The organism is Lacinutrix sp. 5H-3-7-4, assembly GCF_000211855.2.
Lineage (GTDB): Bacteria > Bacteroidota > Bacteroidia > Flavobacteriales > Flavobacteriaceae > Lacinutrix.
In genome coordinates, this window is record NC_015638.1 from 2,044,418 (window position 1) to 2,061,227 (window position 16,810).

At 33.2% G+C, this 16,810-nt stretch carries 15 protein-coding genes and 5 tRNA genes; all 20 read left to right on the plus strand.

Features of this window, described 5'->3' with window-relative positions; translation table 11 throughout:
* Positions 1–4 precede the first annotated feature (4 nt).
* The 20 genes from LACAL_RS09100 to rpoB all read left to right on the plus strand — a co-directional run bounded on the left by LACAL_RS09100 (position 5) and on the right by rpoB (position 16,805).
* Positions 5–1,030: a TrkA family potassium uptake protein gene (locus LACAL_RS09100; RefSeq protein ID WP_013870437.1), complete on the plus strand. Its 1,026-nt coding sequence runs from the start codon at positions 5–7 to the stop codon at positions 1,028–1,030.
* A 91-nt stretch (positions 1,031–1,121) separates the two neighbouring features.
* Positions 1,122–2,738 (plus strand): sodium:alanine symporter family protein, encoded by a 1,617-nt coding sequence (locus tag LACAL_RS09105; RefSeq protein ID WP_013870438.1) that lies wholly within the window; start codon positions 1,122–1,124, stop codon positions 2,736–2,738.
* Positions 2,739–2,774: 36 nt separating this feature from the next.
* Positions 2,775–3,650 (plus strand): helix-hairpin-helix domain-containing protein, encoded by an 876-nt coding sequence (locus LACAL_RS09110; protein ID WP_013870439.1) that lies wholly within the window; start codon positions 2,775–2,777, stop codon positions 3,648–3,650.
* A gap of 11 nt (positions 3,651–3,661) precedes the next feature.
* A complete protein-coding gene (locus LACAL_RS09115) occupies positions 3,662–4,834 on the plus strand; it encodes an acyl-CoA dehydrogenase family protein (RefSeq protein ID WP_013870440.1) in 1,173 nt (390 codons plus the stop codon).
* Between the two features lie 238 nt (positions 4,835–5,072).
* Positions 5,073–6,491 carry a carboxypeptidase-like regulatory domain-containing protein gene (locus LACAL_RS09120; RefSeq protein ID WP_013870441.1) on the plus strand — a complete coding sequence of 473 codons (1,419 nt, stop codon included), beginning with the start codon at positions 5,073–5,075 and terminating at the stop codon, positions 6,489–6,491.
* Positions 6,492–6,682: 191 nt separating this feature from the next.
* On the plus strand, positions 6,683–7,573 hold the full coding sequence (locus LACAL_RS09125) for a tyrosine-type recombinase/integrase (protein WP_013870442.1): 891 nt from the start codon (positions 6,683–6,685) through the stop codon (positions 7,571–7,573).
* Between the two features lie 34 nt (positions 7,574–7,607).
* Positions 7,608–7,910 carry a ribosome hibernation-promoting factor, HPF/YfiA family gene (hpf, locus tag LACAL_RS09130; RefSeq protein WP_013870443.1) on the plus strand — a complete coding sequence of 101 codons (303 nt, stop codon included), beginning with the start codon at positions 7,608–7,610 and terminating at the stop codon, positions 7,908–7,910.
* A gap of 101 nt (positions 7,911–8,011) precedes the next feature.
* Positions 8,012–8,085 (plus strand) — tRNA-Thr (locus LACAL_RS09135).
* Positions 8,086–8,152: 67 nt separating this feature from the next.
* Positions 8,153–8,234, plus strand: a tRNA-Tyr gene (locus LACAL_RS09140).
* A 50-nt stretch (positions 8,235–8,284) separates the two neighbouring features.
* A tRNA-Gly gene (locus tag LACAL_RS09145) sits at positions 8,285–8,357 on the plus strand.
* A gap of 9 nt (positions 8,358–8,366) precedes the next feature.
* Positions 8,367–8,438 (plus strand) — tRNA-Thr (locus LACAL_RS09150).
* 67 nt (positions 8,439–8,505) lie between these two features.
* Positions 8,506–9,693: an elongation factor Tu gene (tuf, locus tag LACAL_RS09155; protein WP_013870444.1), complete on the plus strand. Its 1,188-nt coding sequence runs from the start codon at positions 8,506–8,508 to the stop codon at positions 9,691–9,693.
* Positions 9,694–9,758: 65 nt separating this feature from the next.
* A tRNA-Trp gene (locus LACAL_RS09160) sits at positions 9,759–9,831 on the plus strand.
* A gap of 84 nt (positions 9,832–9,915) precedes the next feature.
* Positions 9,916–10,113 carry a preprotein translocase subunit SecE gene (gene secE, locus LACAL_RS09165; protein ID WP_013870445.1) on the plus strand — a complete coding sequence of 66 codons (198 nt, stop codon included), beginning with the start codon at positions 9,916–9,918 and terminating at the stop codon, positions 10,111–10,113.
* A gap of 7 nt (positions 10,114–10,120) precedes the next feature.
* A complete protein-coding gene (gene nusG / locus LACAL_RS09170; protein ID WP_013870446.1) occupies positions 10,121–10,675 on the plus strand; it encodes a transcription termination/antitermination protein NusG in 555 nt (184 codons plus the stop codon).
* Between the two features lie 72 nt (positions 10,676–10,747).
* On the plus strand, positions 10,748–11,188 hold the full coding sequence (gene rplK / locus LACAL_RS09175) for a 50S ribosomal protein L11 (RefSeq protein ID WP_013870447.1): 441 nt from the start codon (positions 10,748–10,750) through the stop codon (positions 11,186–11,188).
* A 20-nt stretch (positions 11,189–11,208) separates the two neighbouring features.
* Positions 11,209–11,898: a 50S ribosomal protein L1 gene (gene rplA / locus LACAL_RS09180; RefSeq protein WP_013870448.1), complete on the plus strand. Its 690-nt coding sequence runs from the start codon at positions 11,209–11,211 to the stop codon at positions 11,896–11,898.
* A gap of 20 nt (positions 11,899–11,918) precedes the next feature.
* A complete protein-coding gene (rplJ, locus tag LACAL_RS09185; protein ID WP_013870449.1) occupies positions 11,919–12,440 on the plus strand; it encodes a 50S ribosomal protein L10 in 522 nt (173 codons plus the stop codon).
* A 53-nt stretch (positions 12,441–12,493) separates the two neighbouring features.
* Positions 12,494–12,868: a 50S ribosomal protein L7/L12 gene (gene rplL, locus LACAL_RS09190; RefSeq protein WP_013870450.1), complete on the plus strand. Its 375-nt coding sequence runs from the start codon at positions 12,494–12,496 to the stop codon at positions 12,866–12,868.
* Positions 12,869–12,992: 124 nt separating this feature from the next.
* The gene (gene rpoB / locus LACAL_RS09195; protein WP_013870451.1) at positions 12,993–16,805 is read left to right on the plus strand and encodes a DNA-directed RNA polymerase subunit beta; all 3,813 of its coding nucleotides are present in this window, start codon (positions 12,993–12,995) and stop codon (positions 16,803–16,805) included.
* The last annotated feature ends 5 nt before the right edge of the window (positions 16,806–16,810 follow it).

Here is a 16,810-nt window from a genome sequence, read left to right on the forward strand (position 1 = left end):
AAAAATGCTAAATCCCATACTATCATTTTTTAGAAAGAAAATTTATGTTGCACTAACATTACTACTTTTAGTGTTAATAATTGGCGTATTAGGATATAAACTAATTTCTGGATATACCTGGGTAGATTCAATATACATGACGGTAATAACTATTACTACCGTAGGATTTGGAGAAGTACAGCCCTTAGATGAAACATCAAAACTCTTTACGGTTTTTCTTATCTTAACCAGTGTAATAATTGTTGGTTACGCATTATCAATTATTACAGAATATATTTTAAGCAGAAATAACCTAGAAGACTTAAAACGAAAAAAAATGCAAAAAAAAATAGATAGCTTGCAAAACCACACAATAATTTGTGGGTATGGAAGAAACGGAAAACAAGCTGCAAAAAAATTAATGTCTTATAAAAAACCTTTTGTAATCATTGAAAAGGATAAAGAAATAATAGAAAAGTTTGAAAGTGAAATGATACCAATGGTTCATGGCAATGCAAATGAAGATGATATTTTAATGCTTGCAGGTTTAGATAGAGCAAGCACATTAATTTCTGCTTTGCCAAGTGATGCAGATAATTTATTTGTAGTACTATCTGCAAGACAATTAAATAAAAATGCTTGTATAATTAGTCGCGCATCTCAAGAAACATCTTATCAAAAGCTAAAATTAGCAGGAGCAAACAATGTTATTTTACCAGATATTATTGGTGGTGATCACATGGCGTCTTTAGTTGTTGTACCAGATTTAATTGAGTTTATAGATAATTTGGCAGTTGGCGGAAATGAAGATGTAAACATAGAAGAGATCGATGTAGACAGATTGTATAATACATCTAGTAAAGTGCAAACAATCAAAGATTTAGACTTGAGAAATAAAACGGGTTGCACCGTAATAGGTTATAAAAATTGCGATGGTGAGTATGTTGTAAATCCAGAAGCAGAAATAAAACTTGTGCCTAATTCTAAAGTAATTGTACTTGGTAGACCAGAGCAAATTCAGAAAATGAATTCTATTTACGAATTAGATTAAAGCAGCTTTTTAACAACTTCCGTTTTAAATATTCAGCATTTTTTTGCATATTGCTACATTAAATTTAACATTAAACTAACAAAAACTAATTATGAAGAAGTATCTTCTTTCAATTTTTACACTAATAATACCAATTCTAACTTTCGCACAAGACAGCACAGCAGACCAAATTGATGCGACATTTAAAAAATATACAGGCTGGTTTGTTGAAGGCATATTCTCAGAAATTCCATTTACAGACACAATAAAAATTCCTTGGGTATTAATAGTATTAATTGGAGGAGCTTTATTTTTTACTATTTATTTTAAGTTTATCAACTTTACTGGTTTTAGAACCGCAATAAAAGTAGTTCAAGGTAAATATGAAGATATCGAAAAACATGGTGTAGATTCACTTTATGGAGATCAAACTCCTGGAGGAGACATTATCGAAACTATGAAAAAAGAAGGTGCAGACGGTGAGGTTTCTCACTTCCAAGCACTTACAGCAGCCCTATCTGCAACAGTTGGATTAGGTAATATTGCAGGTGTCGCAGTAGCACTATCAATTGGTGGTCCAGGAGCAACATTCTGGATGATTGTTGCAGGATTGTTAGGTATGGCTTCTAAGTTTGCAGAATGTACTTTAGGTGTAAAATATAGAGATGTAGGAGAAGATGGTACCGTTTATGGAGGACCAATGTATTACTTAACTAAAGGATTAAAAGAAAAAGGTGCAGGAGGAATTGGTAAGGTTTTAGCTGTACTTTTTGCAATATTTGTAGTTGGAGGATCATTTGGTGGTGGTAACATGTTTCAAGCAAACCAAGCAGCAGCACAGTTTACAAAGTTATTTAATTTAACAGGAGAAAATGCTGGTATGTACTTTGGTATTGTTATGGCCGTTTTAGTAGCGATTGTAATTATTGGAGGAATAAAACGTATTGCATCTGTAACAGAAAAAGTAGTACCTTTTATGGCTGGAATATATGTATTAGCTGCTTTAATAATATTATTCGCTAATTTCACTTTAATAGATGATGCTTTCGCAGCAATTTTTAGTGGAGCATTTACACCGTTAGCCGGTTTAGGTGGTGTAATTGGAGTTATGATACAAGGTGTGCGTCGTGGTGCATTCTCTAACGAAGCAGGAGTTGGTTCTGCAGCAATTGCTCACTCTGCAGTACGTACTAAATATCCAGCAAGTGAAGGTATTGTAGCATTATTAGAACCATTTGTAGATACTGTAGTTATTTGTACAATGACCGCTTTAGTAATTGTAATTACTAATTTTGATGGTGGATTTATAGAATACGGAGTAGAAATTAAAGAAGGTGTTGAAATTACAGCTACTGCTTTTGATAGTGTAATACCTCATTTCTCAATTGTATTAACTATTGCAGTTATATTATTTGCTTTTAGTACTATGATATCTTGGTCTTACTACGGTATGCAAGGTTGGGTATTCTTATTTGGAAAAGGAAAAATAACAGACTTAGTTTATAAGGTGTTATTCTTATTTTTTGTAATTGTAGGAGCTTCAATTAGTTTAGGAGCAGTAATAGATTTCTCTGATGCTATGATTTTTGCAATGGTAGTTCCTAATATTATTGGTGTAGTTATGCTTTCTCCAATAATTAAAAAAGAACTTACAAAATATATGAATGCTATAAATAAAAAAGAAGAAGCGATAGAAGATGGCGCAACAGATTTAAGAGAAGAAATGTAAAATATACATTCTGTCTTATGCATTAAACATATAATTATGACATTTAAATCCCATTTCAAGTTTTCAAAACAACAACGAAATGGGATTTTTTTATTGTTACTTTTAATTATTGTGCTTCAATGTGTTTATGCTTTTGTAGATTTTAATTCAAAAGAAATAGCTGTTAATTCTAAAAAGTTAGAAGTGTTTCAGGCAGAAATTGATTCTTTAAAATTAGTAGAGATTGAAAATAGAAAGCCAAAAATTTATCCGTTCAATCCTAATTTTATTACCGACTATAAAGGCTATACTTTAGGAATGTCTAACAAAGAAATTGATAGATTACTAAAATTTAGAGCTAAAAATCAATGGATAAACTCAGCGAGACAATTTCAGCAGGTAACTAAAATTTCAGATACTCTCTTTAATAAAATATCACCATACTTTAAATTTCCAGATTGGGTAACAAACCCTAAAGCTAAAAAACAATACACAAAGTCTTTCAATACTAATAAACCAAAAACCGAAGAAGAGAAAATAGATATAAATAAAGCAACTTCTGCTCAACTTCAAAAAGTATATGGCATAGGAGAGTATTATGCAAATACTATTATAAAATACCGTTCTAGACAAAATGGCTTTATTTCTATGGTAGAATTAAATGAAGTATATGGCTTAAAACCAGAAACAATTGATGAAATTAAAAAGTCTTTTACACTAAAAACACCAAAAGCAATAAATAAAGTTAATATCAATACAGCTACAAAAGCACAATTAGTAACGGTTAGATTTATAGATTACGAAATTGCCCATAATATTATAGAGTACAGAACACTACATGAAGGTATACGTTCTCTTGACGATTTAATAAAAGTTAAAGACTTTCCTATTAAAAAAATAGAGATAATTAAGTTATATTTACAACTTAATTAGAATATAATAAAATGGATAACAGATACTTCACAGAAGAGCATAATTTATTTAGACAAAGTTTAGCAGATTTCCTTCAAAAGGAAGTTGTTCCTCATATCGAAAAATGGGAAAAAACAGGACAAATAGAACATTTTATTTGGGAGAAATTTGGAGAAATGGGATTCTTTGGTATTGCATACCCAGAAGCCTATGGAGGGATGGATTTAGATTTATTTTATACGGTTATATTTTTAGAAGAATTACAAAAAGTTAATTCTGGAGGATTTGCAGCAGCAATGTGGGCGCACGCTTACCTTGCTATGACTCATGTTAACGCAGAAGGCAGTGAAGAAATAAAACAAAAATATCTAACTAAAAGTATTACAGGAGAATACATTGGTGCCATGGCAGTAACGGAGCCTTTTGGAGGTAGTGATGTAGCAGGAATGCGAACTACAGCAGTTAAAAAAGGTGATACTTATGTTTTAAATGGCTCAAAAACATTTATTACAAATGGCGTGTATAGCGATTATATAGTTGTAGCAGCCAAAACAAGTCCAGAGCTTGGTAATAAAGGAATAAGCATGTTTATTGTAGATAGAGATGCAAAAGGCGTAAGTGCAACCAAGCTAGATAAATTAGGTTGGAGAGCAAGTGATACAGGAGAAATAGCATTCGATAATGTTACCATTCCAGCAAGTCACTTAATGGGAGAAGAAGGAAAAGGTTTTCCATACATTATGCAACACTTTGCATTCGAGCGTTTAATTATGGGAATCAATGCACATGCAAGAGCAGAATTTGCTTTAGAATATGCAGTAAAATATATGGGAGAACGTCAAGCGTTTGGTAAATCTATAGACAAGTTTCAAGCATTACGTCATACAATGGCAGATTGTTTTGCAGATATGGAAGTATGTAAAGAATTTAACTACACTGTAGCAGCGCGATTAGATAAAAATGAATACGTTGTAAAAGAAGCAACCATATCAAAACTGCGCTCAACTAAAATGGCAGACGAGGTAATTTATCAATGCCTTCAAATGCTTGGAGGTTATGGTTATATGGAAGAGTATCCAATGGCACGTTTATTGCGTGATAGTAGGTTAGGACCTATAGGAGGAGGAACTAGTGAAATTCTTAGAGAAATTATCGCTAAAATGGTAATTGATAAAAAAGAATATAAGCCAGCAGTTAAGCACTAAGTAAATTATAATTTTAGCGAAAATTGTTTACCAATTCGCTAAAATGGTAATTGATAAAAAAGAATATAAGGCAGCAGTTAAGCATTAATTACTATTTAAATAGTAATACCTATAATCGATTTTTATATAAATTAAAACCCTTATTTAAAGGGTTTTAATTTATAATTCAATAATTTATAAATAACTTCGTTTATAGAAAAGGTTGTAATAAAGTATAACACATTATTATTTTTTTAAAATGAAACACCCAAACAAAATCACCTACATTCTATTTTTATTATGCACAACACTTGCATTTTCACAAGTAGAATTAAAAAATAAAGTTGTCGATTTTCAAAAAGATGAACCAGTAGAAAGTGCTAGTGTATATATAAAAGGCACAGCAATTGGGACAATAACAAATGCAGATGGTAACTTTTCACTAAAAGTACCAAAAGAAAACATAAACGATACCCTAGTTGTATCCTCAATAGGATACTCAACCGAGAAGTTTCCAATATCACAATTCGATGCTCAAGCACCAATCTATTTAATAGAAGAAGTAGCCGCACTAGATGAAGTAACAATAGAATCAGACCCAAGACCAAAAACAGGAAACGATATTGTACTACGCGCATTAAGGCAATTGCCAGAAACAATGCCAGACTCATCATACATACAAAAAGGATTTTTAAGACATAAAGAAAGAAACAAAATAGAATTCAAATGGTTAATAGAAAGCGCTATTTCAGTTTACGATTCAGGATATAGTGTTCCAGCACAAGACTATCTCAAAATCAATGTAGACCAAATGCGAAAAAGTTATGATTTGCGAGATGTCGATAGTATTTTCGCATATGCTTCCTACTTAAATCAAACCACAAAAAGAAGAACAAACTACAGAAATTTAAAAAGAAGCCAGATTAAAACAGCTTCAATAGAAAAAGCAATAAAATGGAATGATAAACGAGTTAACGGACTCCAAAACATTTTTCAAGGCAAGCTAAACATATTTAGAAATTCAAACGTAAAAAAAGCACTCTTTGGAGAAAATTTATTAAAAACACACCAGTTTAAGCTAGACACAATATTAGTAGATAACGAGCGTAAACTCTATAAAATACAAATACTAAATGGAGAAGAATATGTAGGATTAGGAACAAAAGGTATCTACAACGAAGGTTTCGAGCCACAAGGTTGGGTATATATATACTACGACAATTACGCCATTAAAAAATTAGAATACGAGCTAATAGCAGCATCAAACGAACAAATAAGCCGAAGCAAACGATTATTTGATACCAAGCTAAACCACAAGCTAGAGATAACCTATAAAGAGTACAAAGAAAAAATGTACCCAAGTTACATCTATTACGAAACACCAAAACTAGTAAACGTAGGCTTTAAGCCCAAAAACAAAGCCGAAGAAGAATTAGAATCAAGGTTTAACCAAGAAGAACGTTTCTATTATACAGTTCAAGAAATACTATTTACAGATATTATTTTAGATAACGAAAAAATAGAAACAGCACTCCAACACAAATGGGATATGGATATATTTTCACCAAAACCATATAACAAAGAATTCTGGAAAACATACAATGTGCTTTTAGAAAGCGAAGACGAAGAAAAATTAATCGACGATCTAAGTCAGCGCGCATCACTATTTAAAGAATAAAATAAAGGCGTTACCAATACAAGCAAAAAAGCATGTATTGGTCGGGCTATCGGCAGTCGCTTCCAGGCAAAAAAGCCAGGAGAGCTTCAACAAAGCCTCTATCCCTAACGCAGGCATACCAGAAAAAGCAGTTTTAAACCCAAAAACAAAACCGCTTAAATTTGTTATATTTATAAAACAAACCCATAAAAATGTCTTTAAAAGCTTTTGTAGATTATCTAGAGTTAGAACGAAACTATTCACAGCTAACAATAAAAGCCTATTCAAAAGATATAGAAGCTTTTCAAAAATACCTAAAAAAAAATCACGAAACAACCACAATAAAAACAGCTAACTACTCACAAATAAGAAGCTGGATTGTACAATTAGTAGAAAGTAAAATTTCAAATAGAACAATAAACCGAAAAATCTCAGCATTAAACACCTATTATAAGTTCCTCTTAAAAATAGAGCAATTAAAAACAAATCCCTTAGCCAAACATAAAGCACTTAAAACAAGCAAAAAAATACAAGTGCCATTCTCACAAACAGAAGTAGCTATGGCGATAGACGATTTGCAACACGAAAACAATTTTAAAGGCTTAAGAAACAAACTAATAATAGAACTGTTTTATTCCACAGGAATACGTCGCATAGAACTAGTTAATTTAAAAATAAAAGACATTAACCAAGCCAATAAAACACTTAAAGTATTAGGAAAGAGAAATAAAGAACGCTATGTCCCACTATTAGATTCCGTAAACAAAACAATTAATCAATATATAGAAAAGCGACAAGAATTAAAAAACATAAAAGATCAAGAATATTTATTCTTAACAAAAAGAGGCGTTAAAATTTACGAAACTCTTGTTTACAGAATAATAAATGAGTATTTTAGTCTAGCATCCAATAAAGTGAAAAAGAGTCCACATATACTAAGGCACTCATTTGCCACACACTTATTAAACCAAGGTGCAGATTTAAATGCTGTTAAAGAACTCTTGGGGCATTCAAGCCTGGCAGCAACACAGGTATATACACATAATAGTATAGCTCAATTAAAAGAAGTTTACTTAAAAGCGCACCCAAGAAGTAAAAAATAACAGCCATTGTATAACTTAATTAATAGCAATGCTTATGAAAGTGAACACACAAGCAGTAAATTTCAATGCAGATCAAAAACTGTTAAACTTCATTCAAACACGAATGGATAAACTCGATAACTACTACGATAAAGTCATTAAATCCGATGTATTTTTAAAAGTTCAAAACACAAGTGATAAAGAAAATAAAATATTCGAAGCAAAAGTAAGTGTACCAGGCGATAGCTTAGTAATAAAGAAACAATGTAAAACTTTTGAAGAAGGTACAGATATGGCTGTAGCGTCACTTCAAAGGCAGTTAAAAAAGAGAAAAGAGAAATTAAGAGCACATTTATGAAAATAATTGTGAAAAATATTTTTGAATAACTAAATAAATATTTACATTTGCAGTCCGTTAGAAATAGCGGGCTTTTTTTATACGTAAAAAAAGTAACAAAAGCCGATGTAGCTCAGCTGGCTAGAGCAGCTGATTTGTAATCAGCAGGTCGTGGGTTCGAGTCCCTCCATCGGCTCTTAAAAATTAAGAAAGTGTAAAAGCTTTTTTGAAGTTCTTTAAAAAATTGAATAAAATTTAAAATTGGGGAGATACTCAAGCGGCCAACGAGGGCAGACTGTAAATCTGCTGACTACGTCTTCGCAGGTTCGAATCCTGCTCTCCCCACATTTTTTACCAAGAAAATGTAAGTTTTAAATTTGAGAATTTAAATAATTGCGAGAGTAGCTCAGTTGGTAGAGCGTCAGCCTTCCAAGCTGAATGTCGCCAGTTCGAACCTGGTCTCTCGCTCTATATTTAGCCGGTGTAGCTCAGAGGTAGAGCGTTTCCTTGGTAAGGAAGAGGTCACGGGTTCAATTCCCGTCATTGGCTCGATTTTTTAAAAAACAAAATTTGAACACTAATATTATTATATAACTAAGATTAAATTATTTAAAACATGGCAAAGGCAACTTTCGATCGTTCAAAACCACACTTAAATATTGGTACAATTGGACACGTAGATCACGGTAAAACAACTTTAACTGCTGCTATTACTAAAGTATTAGCTGATGCAGGTTTATCAGAAGCAAGAGATTTCGATACTATCGATAACGCTCCAGAAGAAAAAGAAAGAGGTATTACAATTAATACTTCACACGTAGAGTATCAAACAGCTAACCGTCACTATGCACACGTAGATTGTCCAGGTCACGCCGATTATGTTAAGAACATGGTAACTGGTGCTGCACAAATGGATGGTGCTATTTTAGTAGTAGCTGCGACTGATGGTCCTATGCCACAAACTCGTGAGCACATCTTATTAGGTCGTCAAGTAGGTATCCCAAGAATTGTTGTATTCTTAAACAAAGTGGATATGGTTGATGATGAAGAGTTATTAGAGTTAGTAGATATGGAAGTTCGTGAATTATTATCATTCTACGAATATGATGGTGATAATGGACCTGTAGTATCTGGTTCTGCTTTAGGAGCTTTAAATGGTGAGCAAAAATGGGTTGATACTGTTTTAGAATTAATGGAGCAAGTTGATGCTTGGATTGAAGAGCCTTTAAGAGAAGTAGATAAGGATTTCTTAATGCCAATCGAAGATGTATTCTCTATTACTGGACGTGGTACTGTAGCAACTGGTCGTATTGAAACTGGTATTGCTAACACTGGAGATCCTGTAGAGATTATTGGTATGGGTGCAGAAAAATTAACTTCTACTATTACAGGAATCGAGATGTTCCGTCAAATATTAGATAGAGGAGAAGCTGGTGATAATGCTGGTATCTTATTAAGAGGTATTGAGAAGTCTCAAATATCTAGAGGTATGGTTATTACTAAGCCAGGTTCTGTAACACCACACGCTAAGTTTAAAGCAGAGGTTTATATCCTTAAAAAAGAAGAAGGTGGACGTCACACTCCATTCCATAATAACTACCGTCCACAGTTTTACGTACGTACAACTGATGTAACTGGTAACATTGCACTTCCTGATGGAGTTGAGATGGTTATGCCAGGAGATAACTTAACAATCACAGTTGAGCTTATCAATACAATTGCAATGAATGTTGGTCTTCGTTTCGCTATCCGTGAAGGAGGAAGAACAGTTGGAGCTGGTCAGGTAACTGAGATTTTAGACTAATTTTTTAGTCTTTTAAATATAAAGGTTAAGGTGTCCCGTTATTCGTGGCACCTTGACTTATATTTACGGGTTTAGCTCAGTTGGTAGAGCACTGGTCTCCAAAACCAGGTGTCGGGAGTTCGAGTCTCTCAACCCGTGCTTAGAGAGTTATAGTTTTAGCTTTTAACTCTTACACAAATTAAATGCTTGTAAAACAAGTGTTAGTAAAACAAAACATTAAAAATGGCTGGAATAGTAAATTATATAAAGGAATCATTTGGAGAGTTAAAAAACAATGTAACATGGACTCCTTGGTCAGAAGTTCAAAGCTTAACTATTTTAGTTGCTGTGTTTTCAATTGTTTTTTCATTAGCTATATGGGGAATTGATACTGTATTCAGTAAAGTGATAGGTTTCTATTTTAATAATTTTGTAAACTAAGATTATTATGGCAGAAGTTGGAGAGAAAAAATGGTATGTTGTTAGAGCTGTAAGTGGTCAAGAAAATAAGATAAAAACTTATATAGAAAACGAAATAGCTAGACTTGGTTTACAAGATTATGTAGAACAAGTATTGGTACCAACAGAAAATGTAGTTCAAATACGTAACGGTAAAAAAATAAACAAAGAGAAAGTTTATTTTAGTGGTTACATAATGATAAAAGCAAATTTAACAGGTGAAGTGCCGCATATTATTAAAGGTATTACAAATGTTATAGGTTTTTTAGGAGCTACAAAAGGAGGTGATCCTTTACCATTAAGACAATCTGAAGTTAATAGAATGTTAGGTAAAGTAGATGAATTAACTGTAGAGGCAGATACAAATGTTGCAATTCCTTACACAAAAGGGGAAACAGTTAAGGTTATTGATGGTCCTTTTAATGGATTTGATGGTACAATAGAAAATATAAACGAAGAAAAACGTAAGCTTGAAGTAATGGTTAAGATTTTTGGAAGAAAAACACCACTTGAATTAAGTTACATGCAAGTTGAAAAAATATAATAATTGTTACAATAAAGATGGGATTGATTTTCGCTTCCAATTGAAAATCGATACCGAACTAAATTATTAAAAATGGCAAAAGAATTAGGTAAAGTAGTTAAGTTACAAGTAAGGGGAGGTGCAGCGAATCCGTCGCCACCGGTTGGACCCGCTTTAGGTGCTGCTGGAGTTAATATCATGGAGTTCTGTAAGCAGTTTAATGCTAGAACACAAGATAAAGCTGGTAAAGTATTACCAGTTGTAATCTCAGTTTACAAAGACAAATCATTTGACTTTGTAATTAAAACTCCTCCAGCTGCAGTACAATTATTAGAAGCGGCCAAGGTGAAAAAAGGATCAGGTGAACCTCACGTACGTAAAGTAGCAAAGGTTTCTTGGGATCAAATCAAAACTATTGCAGAAGATAAAATGGTAGATTTAAACGCATTTACTATCGACTCTGCAATGAAAATGATTGCTGGAACAGCAAGATCTATGGGTATAACTGTTAAAGGTGGAGACGCACCAAATTAACCTAAAAAGATTTAAAAGAGATGGCAAGATTAACAAAGAAACGTAAAGAAGCTGTAGCAAAATTAGAAAAGGATAAAGTATATTCAGTTCAAGAAGCTTCAGCATTAATAAAAGAAATTACCAACACAAAGTTTGATGCATCTGTTGATTTAGCAGTGCGTTTAGGAGTAGATCCTAGAAAAGCTAACCAAATGGTAAGAGGTGTAGTATCTCTTCCTCATGGTACTGGTAAAGATGTAAAAGTTTTAGCATTAGTAACTCCAGATAAAGAAGCAGAAGCTAAAGAAGCTGGAGCAGATTATGTAGGTCTTCAAGAATACCTTGATAAAATCAAAGGTGGATGGACAGATGTAGATGTAATTATTACAATGCCAAGTGTAATGGGTAAGTTAGGTCCTTTAGGACGTGTATTAGGTCCTCGTGGTTTAATGCCTAACCCAAAAACAGGTACAGTAACTATGGATATCGCTAAAGCGGTAACAGAGGTTAAGGCTGGTAAAATTGACTTTAAAGTTGATAAAACAGGTATCGTACATGCAGCAATTGGTAAAGCATCTTTTAGTGCAGATAAAATTGCAGGTAATGCAAACGAATTATTAACAACATTAATGAAACTGAAACCAACTGCGGCGAAAGGAGTATATGTAAAGAGCATTTATATGTCTTCTACAATGAGTCCTAGTATAGCAGTTGATACAAAAATCGGTTAGTAGTTAAATAACTTTATATCATGACAAGAGAAGAAAAATCACAAGTTATAGAAGAATTAACTGCACAATTAGCCGATAATGCTAATATTTATTTAGCTGATATATCAGGTTTAAATGCAGGTAGTACTTCAGATTTACGTCGTGCTTGTTTTAAAGCAAACGTAAAACTAGCAGTAGTAAAAAACACATTACTTGAAAAAGCAATGGAAGCTTCAGATAAAGATTTTGGAGACTTACCATCAACGCTTAAAGGAAATACATCAGTAATGTATTCTGAGACTGGTAATGCGCCAGCAAAAGTAATTAAAGCGTTCCGTAAAAAATCTGAAAAACCTTTATTAAAAGGAGCATTTATTGAGGAAGCAGTTTATATTGGAGATGAGCAACTAGATATGTTAGTTGATATCAAATCTAAAGAAGAATTAATTGGAGATATAATTGGATTATTACAATCTCCTGCTAAGAATGTTGTTTCTGCACTTAAATCAAGCGGAGGAAAACTTTCAGGAATTCTTAAAACATTATCTCAAAAAGAGGGATAATTTAAAAAGTACGCACTTTACACTTAAATATTAAAATTAAAAAATTATTACAAATGGCAGATTTAAAAGATTTCGCAGAACAGTTAGTTAACCTTACAGTAAAAGAAGTAAATGAGTTAGCAACTATATTAAAAGATGAATACGGTATTGAGCCTGCTGCAGCTGCAGTAGCTATGGCTGGACCAGTTGCAGGTGGTGGAGACGCTGCTGAAGAGCAAACTGAGTTTGATGTAATCTTAAAAGCTCCAGGTAGCGCTAAGTTAGCTGTAGTAAAGTTAGTTAAAGAATTAACTGGTTTAGGATTAAAAGAAGCTAAAGGTTTAGTTGATGAAGCACCAAGTGCAATCAAAGAAGCAGTATCTAAAGATGAAGCAGAAGCTTTAAAGTCTCAGTTAGAAGAGGCAGGAGCAGAGGTTGAGCTTAAGTAAGCTTAACAACCATAATTAACAAAGGTTTAGGTCTGGAGCAAGTGCTCTAAGACCTAGACCATTTGTCGTATATAGGTAATACTATGTACAAACCAATTTTTTTTAATCAAAATTTCGTCCATTGATGTTAGTAACACAAGCTGAAAGATTAAATTTCTCGTCTATTATTAATAGAACTGAATATCCAGATTTCATGGATATTCAAATAAAATCCTTCCAGGATTTTTTCCAACTTGAAACAAAATCTGAAGAAAGAGGTAATGAAGGATTGTATAATACCTTCATGGAGAACTTTCCAATCACAGACACACGTAATCAATTCGTATTAGAATTCTTAGATTATTTCGTCGACCCACCAAGATATGCTATTGAAGAGTGTATAGAAAGAGGACTTACGTATAGCGTTCCATTAAAAGCAAGGTTAAAACTATATTGTACAGATCCTGAACATGAAGATTTCGAAACCATAGTTCAAGATGTGTATTTAGGAACAATACCTTACATGACACCTTCTGGTACTTTTTGTATCAACGGTGCTGAACGTGTAGTAGTATCTCAATTACATAGATCTCCAGGTGTATTTTTTGGACAATCATTCCATGCTAATGGAACAAAATTATATTCAGCAAGAGTAATACCTTTTAAAGGTTCTTGGATTGAATTTGCTACAGATATCAACCAAGTGATGTATGCATACATCGACCGTAAAAAAAAGTTACCTGTTACAACATTATTTAGAGCAATCGGTTTCGAAAGAGATAAAGATATTCTTGAAATTTTCGACTTAGCCGAAGAGGTTAAAGTTTCTAAATCTGGACTTAAAAAAGTTTTAGGAAGAAAATTAGCTGCACGTGTATTAAATACATGGTATGAAGATTTTGTTGATGAAGATACAGGAGAAGTAGTATCTATTGAGCGTAATGAGATTGTCTTAGACCGTGATACAGAATTAGATAAAGATAACATTGAAGAAATTCTTGAAATAGGTGTAAAAACTATTCTTTTACATAAAGAAACTGCACAACAAGGAGATTACGCAATTATACATAATACGCTTCAAAAAGATCCAACAAACTCTGAAAAAGAAGCCGTAGAACACATCTATAGACAACTACGTAATGCAGAACCGCCAGATGAGGAAACAGCTCGTGGTATTATAGATAAATTATTCTTTAGTGACCAACGTTACTCTCTTGGAGAAGTAGGTCGTTATAGAATGAATAAAAAATTACAATTAGATATCGGTATGGATAAGCAAGTGCTTACCAAAGAAGATATCATTACAATAATAAAATATTTAATCGAGCTTATTAACTCTAAAGCAGAGATTGATGATATTGATCACTTATCTAACCGTCGTGTACGTACAGTAGGAGAACAATTATCTTCTCAATTTGGTGTTGGTCTTGCTCGTATGGCACGTACAATTCGTGAGCGTATGAACGTTCGTGATAACGAGGTATTTACACCTATCGACTTAATTAATGCAAAGACATTATCGTCTGTAATTAATTCTTTCTTTGGTACAAACCAGTTATCTCAATTTATGGATCAAACCAATCCATTAGCCGAGATTACACACAAACGTCGTTTATCAGCTTTAGGACCTGGAGGTTTATCTAGAGAAAGAGCAGGATTCGAGGTTCGTGATGTTCACTATACTCACTACGGAAGACTTTGTCCAATTGAAACTCCAGAAGGACCAAACATTGGATTAATCTCTTCATTATCTGTTTACGCTAAAGTAAACTCTATGGGATTCATTGAAACACCTTATAGAAAAGTTACAGATGGTGTAGTAGATATTAAAAGTACACCAACATATTTAAGTGCAGAAGAAGAAGAAGAAAAATTAATTGCGCAAGCAACTGTAGATGTAGATGAAAACGGAAAAATCCTACACGACAAAGTAATTGCTCGTATGGAAGGTGACTTCCCGGTAATGGATCCAAAAGACATTCATTATACAGATGTTGCACCAAACCAGATTTCTTCAATATCTGCCTCTTTAATTCCGTTTTTAGAACATGATGATGCCAACCGTGCATTAATGGGATCTAACATGATGCGTCAAGCCGTACCATTATTACGTCCGCAAGCACCAATTGTTGGAACAGGATTAGAAAGACAAGTAGCATCAGATTCTCGTGTATTAATTAATGCTGAAGGAAATGGAGTTGTAGAGTATGTTGATGCAAAAGAAATTATAATCAAGTACGAAAGAACAGAAGATGAAGCTAAAGTAAGTTTTGACAGCGATGTGAAATCTTACCCATTAGTAAAATTCAGAAAAACAAACCAAGGTACTTCTATTAACTTAAAGCCAATTGTTAAAAAAGGTGATAAAGTTAAAAAAGGCCAAGTTTTATCTGAAGGTTACGCAACACAAAATGGAGAATTAGCTTTAGGTCGAAATATGAAAGTAGCCTTTATGCCTTGGAAAGGGTATAACTTTGAGGATGCAATTGTAATTTCAGAAAAAGTTGTTCGTGAAGACATATTCACATCAATTCATATTGATGAATATTCTTTAGACGTAAGAGATACAAAATTAGGTAACGAAGAATTAACTAACGATATTCCTAATGTTTCAGAAGAGGCTACAAAAGACTTAGATGAAAACGGAATGATTCGTATTGGTGCAGAAGTTAAACCAGGAGATATTCTTATTGGAAAAATTACTCCTAAAGGAGAAAGCGATCCAACACCAGAAGAAAAATTACTACGTGCAATCTTTGGAGATAAAGCAGGAGATGTTAAAGATGCATCATTAAAAGCTTCTCCATCATTACACGGTGTAGTAATTAATAAAAAATTATTTTCTAGAGCAATCAAAGATAAACGTAAGAGAGCTCAAGATAAAGAAGATATTGCACAATTAGAAACAGTATACAATATCAAGTTTGATGAATTACAATCTGTATTAGTTGAAAAACTATTTGCTATTGTAAACGGAAAAACTTCACAAGGTATATTTAATGATTTAGGAGAAGAAGTTTTACCAAAAGGTAAAAAATTCACACTTAAAATGTTAAATGCTGTTGATGATTATACGCACTTAACAGGTGGAACTTGGACGACTGATGACCATACAAATAAATTAGTTGCAGATTTAATTCACAACTATAAAATAAAAGAGAACGATTTACAAGGTTCTCTACGTCGTGAGAAATTTACAATTTCTGTAGGTGATGAATTACCAGCAGGAATTATAAAATTAGCAAAAGTATATATTGCTAAAAAACGTAAGTTAAAAGTAGGAGATAAAATGGCAGGACGTCACGGTAACAAAGGTATTGTTGCACGTATCGTTCGTCAAGAAGATATGCCTTTCTTAGAAGACGGAACGCCAGTAGATATCGTATTAAACCCATTAGGTGTACCATCGCGTATGAACATTGGGCAAATTTACGAAACAGTACTTGGATGGGCTGGACAAGATTTAGGAAGAACATACGCAACACCAATATTTGACGGTGCTTCTATAGATCAAATTAATGAATTTACAGATGAAGCTGGAATTCCAAGATACGGTCATACTTACTTATACGATGGTGGAACAGGAGAGCGTTTTGACCAACCAGCAACAGTTGGAGTAATCTACATGCTTAAATTAGGGCATATGGTAGACGATAAAATGCACGCACGTTCTATTGGACCATACTCATTAATTACACAACAACCATTAGGTGGTAAAGCACAATTTGGTGGTCAACGTTTTGGTGAGATGGAGGTTTGGGCACTTGAAGCTTATGGAGCATCAAGCACCCTAAGAGAAATCTTAACAGTAAAATCTGATGATGTAGTTGGTAGAGCCAAAACTTACGAAGCAATCGTAAAAGGTGAACCAATGCCAGATCCAGGATTACCAGAATCTTTTAACGTACTTATGCACGAATTAAAAGGATTAGGATTAGACATTAGATTAGAAGAATAAAAAAA

Coding starts and splice junctions, on each gene's coding strand:
- LACAL_RS09100 (WP_013870437.1), top strand. CDS start 5: ATGCTAAATCCCATACTATCATTTTTTAGAAAGAAAATTTATGTTGCA.
- LACAL_RS09105 (WP_013870438.1), top strand. CDS start 1,122: ATGAAGAAGTATCTTCTTTCAATTTTTACACTAATAATACCAATTCTA.
- LACAL_RS09110 (WP_013870439.1), top strand. CDS start 2,775: ATGACATTTAAATCCCATTTCAAGTTTTCAAAACAACAACGAAATGGG.
- LACAL_RS09115 (WP_013870440.1), top strand. CDS start 3,662: ATGGATAACAGATACTTCACAGAAGAGCATAATTTATTTAGACAAAGT.
- LACAL_RS09120 (WP_013870441.1), top strand. CDS start 5,073: ATGAAACACCCAAACAAAATCACCTACATTCTATTTTTATTATGCACA.
- LACAL_RS09125 (WP_013870442.1), top strand. CDS start 6,683: ATGTCTTTAAAAGCTTTTGTAGATTATCTAGAGTTAGAACGAAACTAT.
- hpf (WP_013870443.1), top strand. CDS start 7,608: ATGAAAGTGAACACACAAGCAGTAAATTTCAATGCAGATCAAAAACTG.
- tuf (WP_013870444.1), top strand. CDS start 8,506: ATGGCAAAGGCAACTTTCGATCGTTCAAAACCACACTTAAATATTGGT.
- secE (WP_013870445.1), top strand. CDS start 9,916: ATGGCTGGAATAGTAAATTATATAAAGGAATCATTTGGAGAGTTAAAA.
- nusG (WP_013870446.1), top strand. CDS start 10,121: ATGGCAGAAGTTGGAGAGAAAAAATGGTATGTTGTTAGAGCTGTAAGT.
- rplK (WP_013870447.1), top strand. CDS start 10,748: ATGGCAAAAGAATTAGGTAAAGTAGTTAAGTTACAAGTAAGGGGAGGT.
- rplA (WP_013870448.1), top strand. CDS start 11,209: ATGGCAAGATTAACAAAGAAACGTAAAGAAGCTGTAGCAAAATTAGAA.
- rplJ (WP_013870449.1), top strand. CDS start 11,919: ATGACAAGAGAAGAAAAATCACAAGTTATAGAAGAATTAACTGCACAA.
- rplL (WP_013870450.1), top strand. CDS start 12,494: ATGGCAGATTTAAAAGATTTCGCAGAACAGTTAGTTAACCTTACAGTA.
- rpoB (WP_013870451.1), top strand. CDS start 12,993: ATGTTAGTAACACAAGCTGAAAGATTAAATTTCTCGTCTATTATTAAT.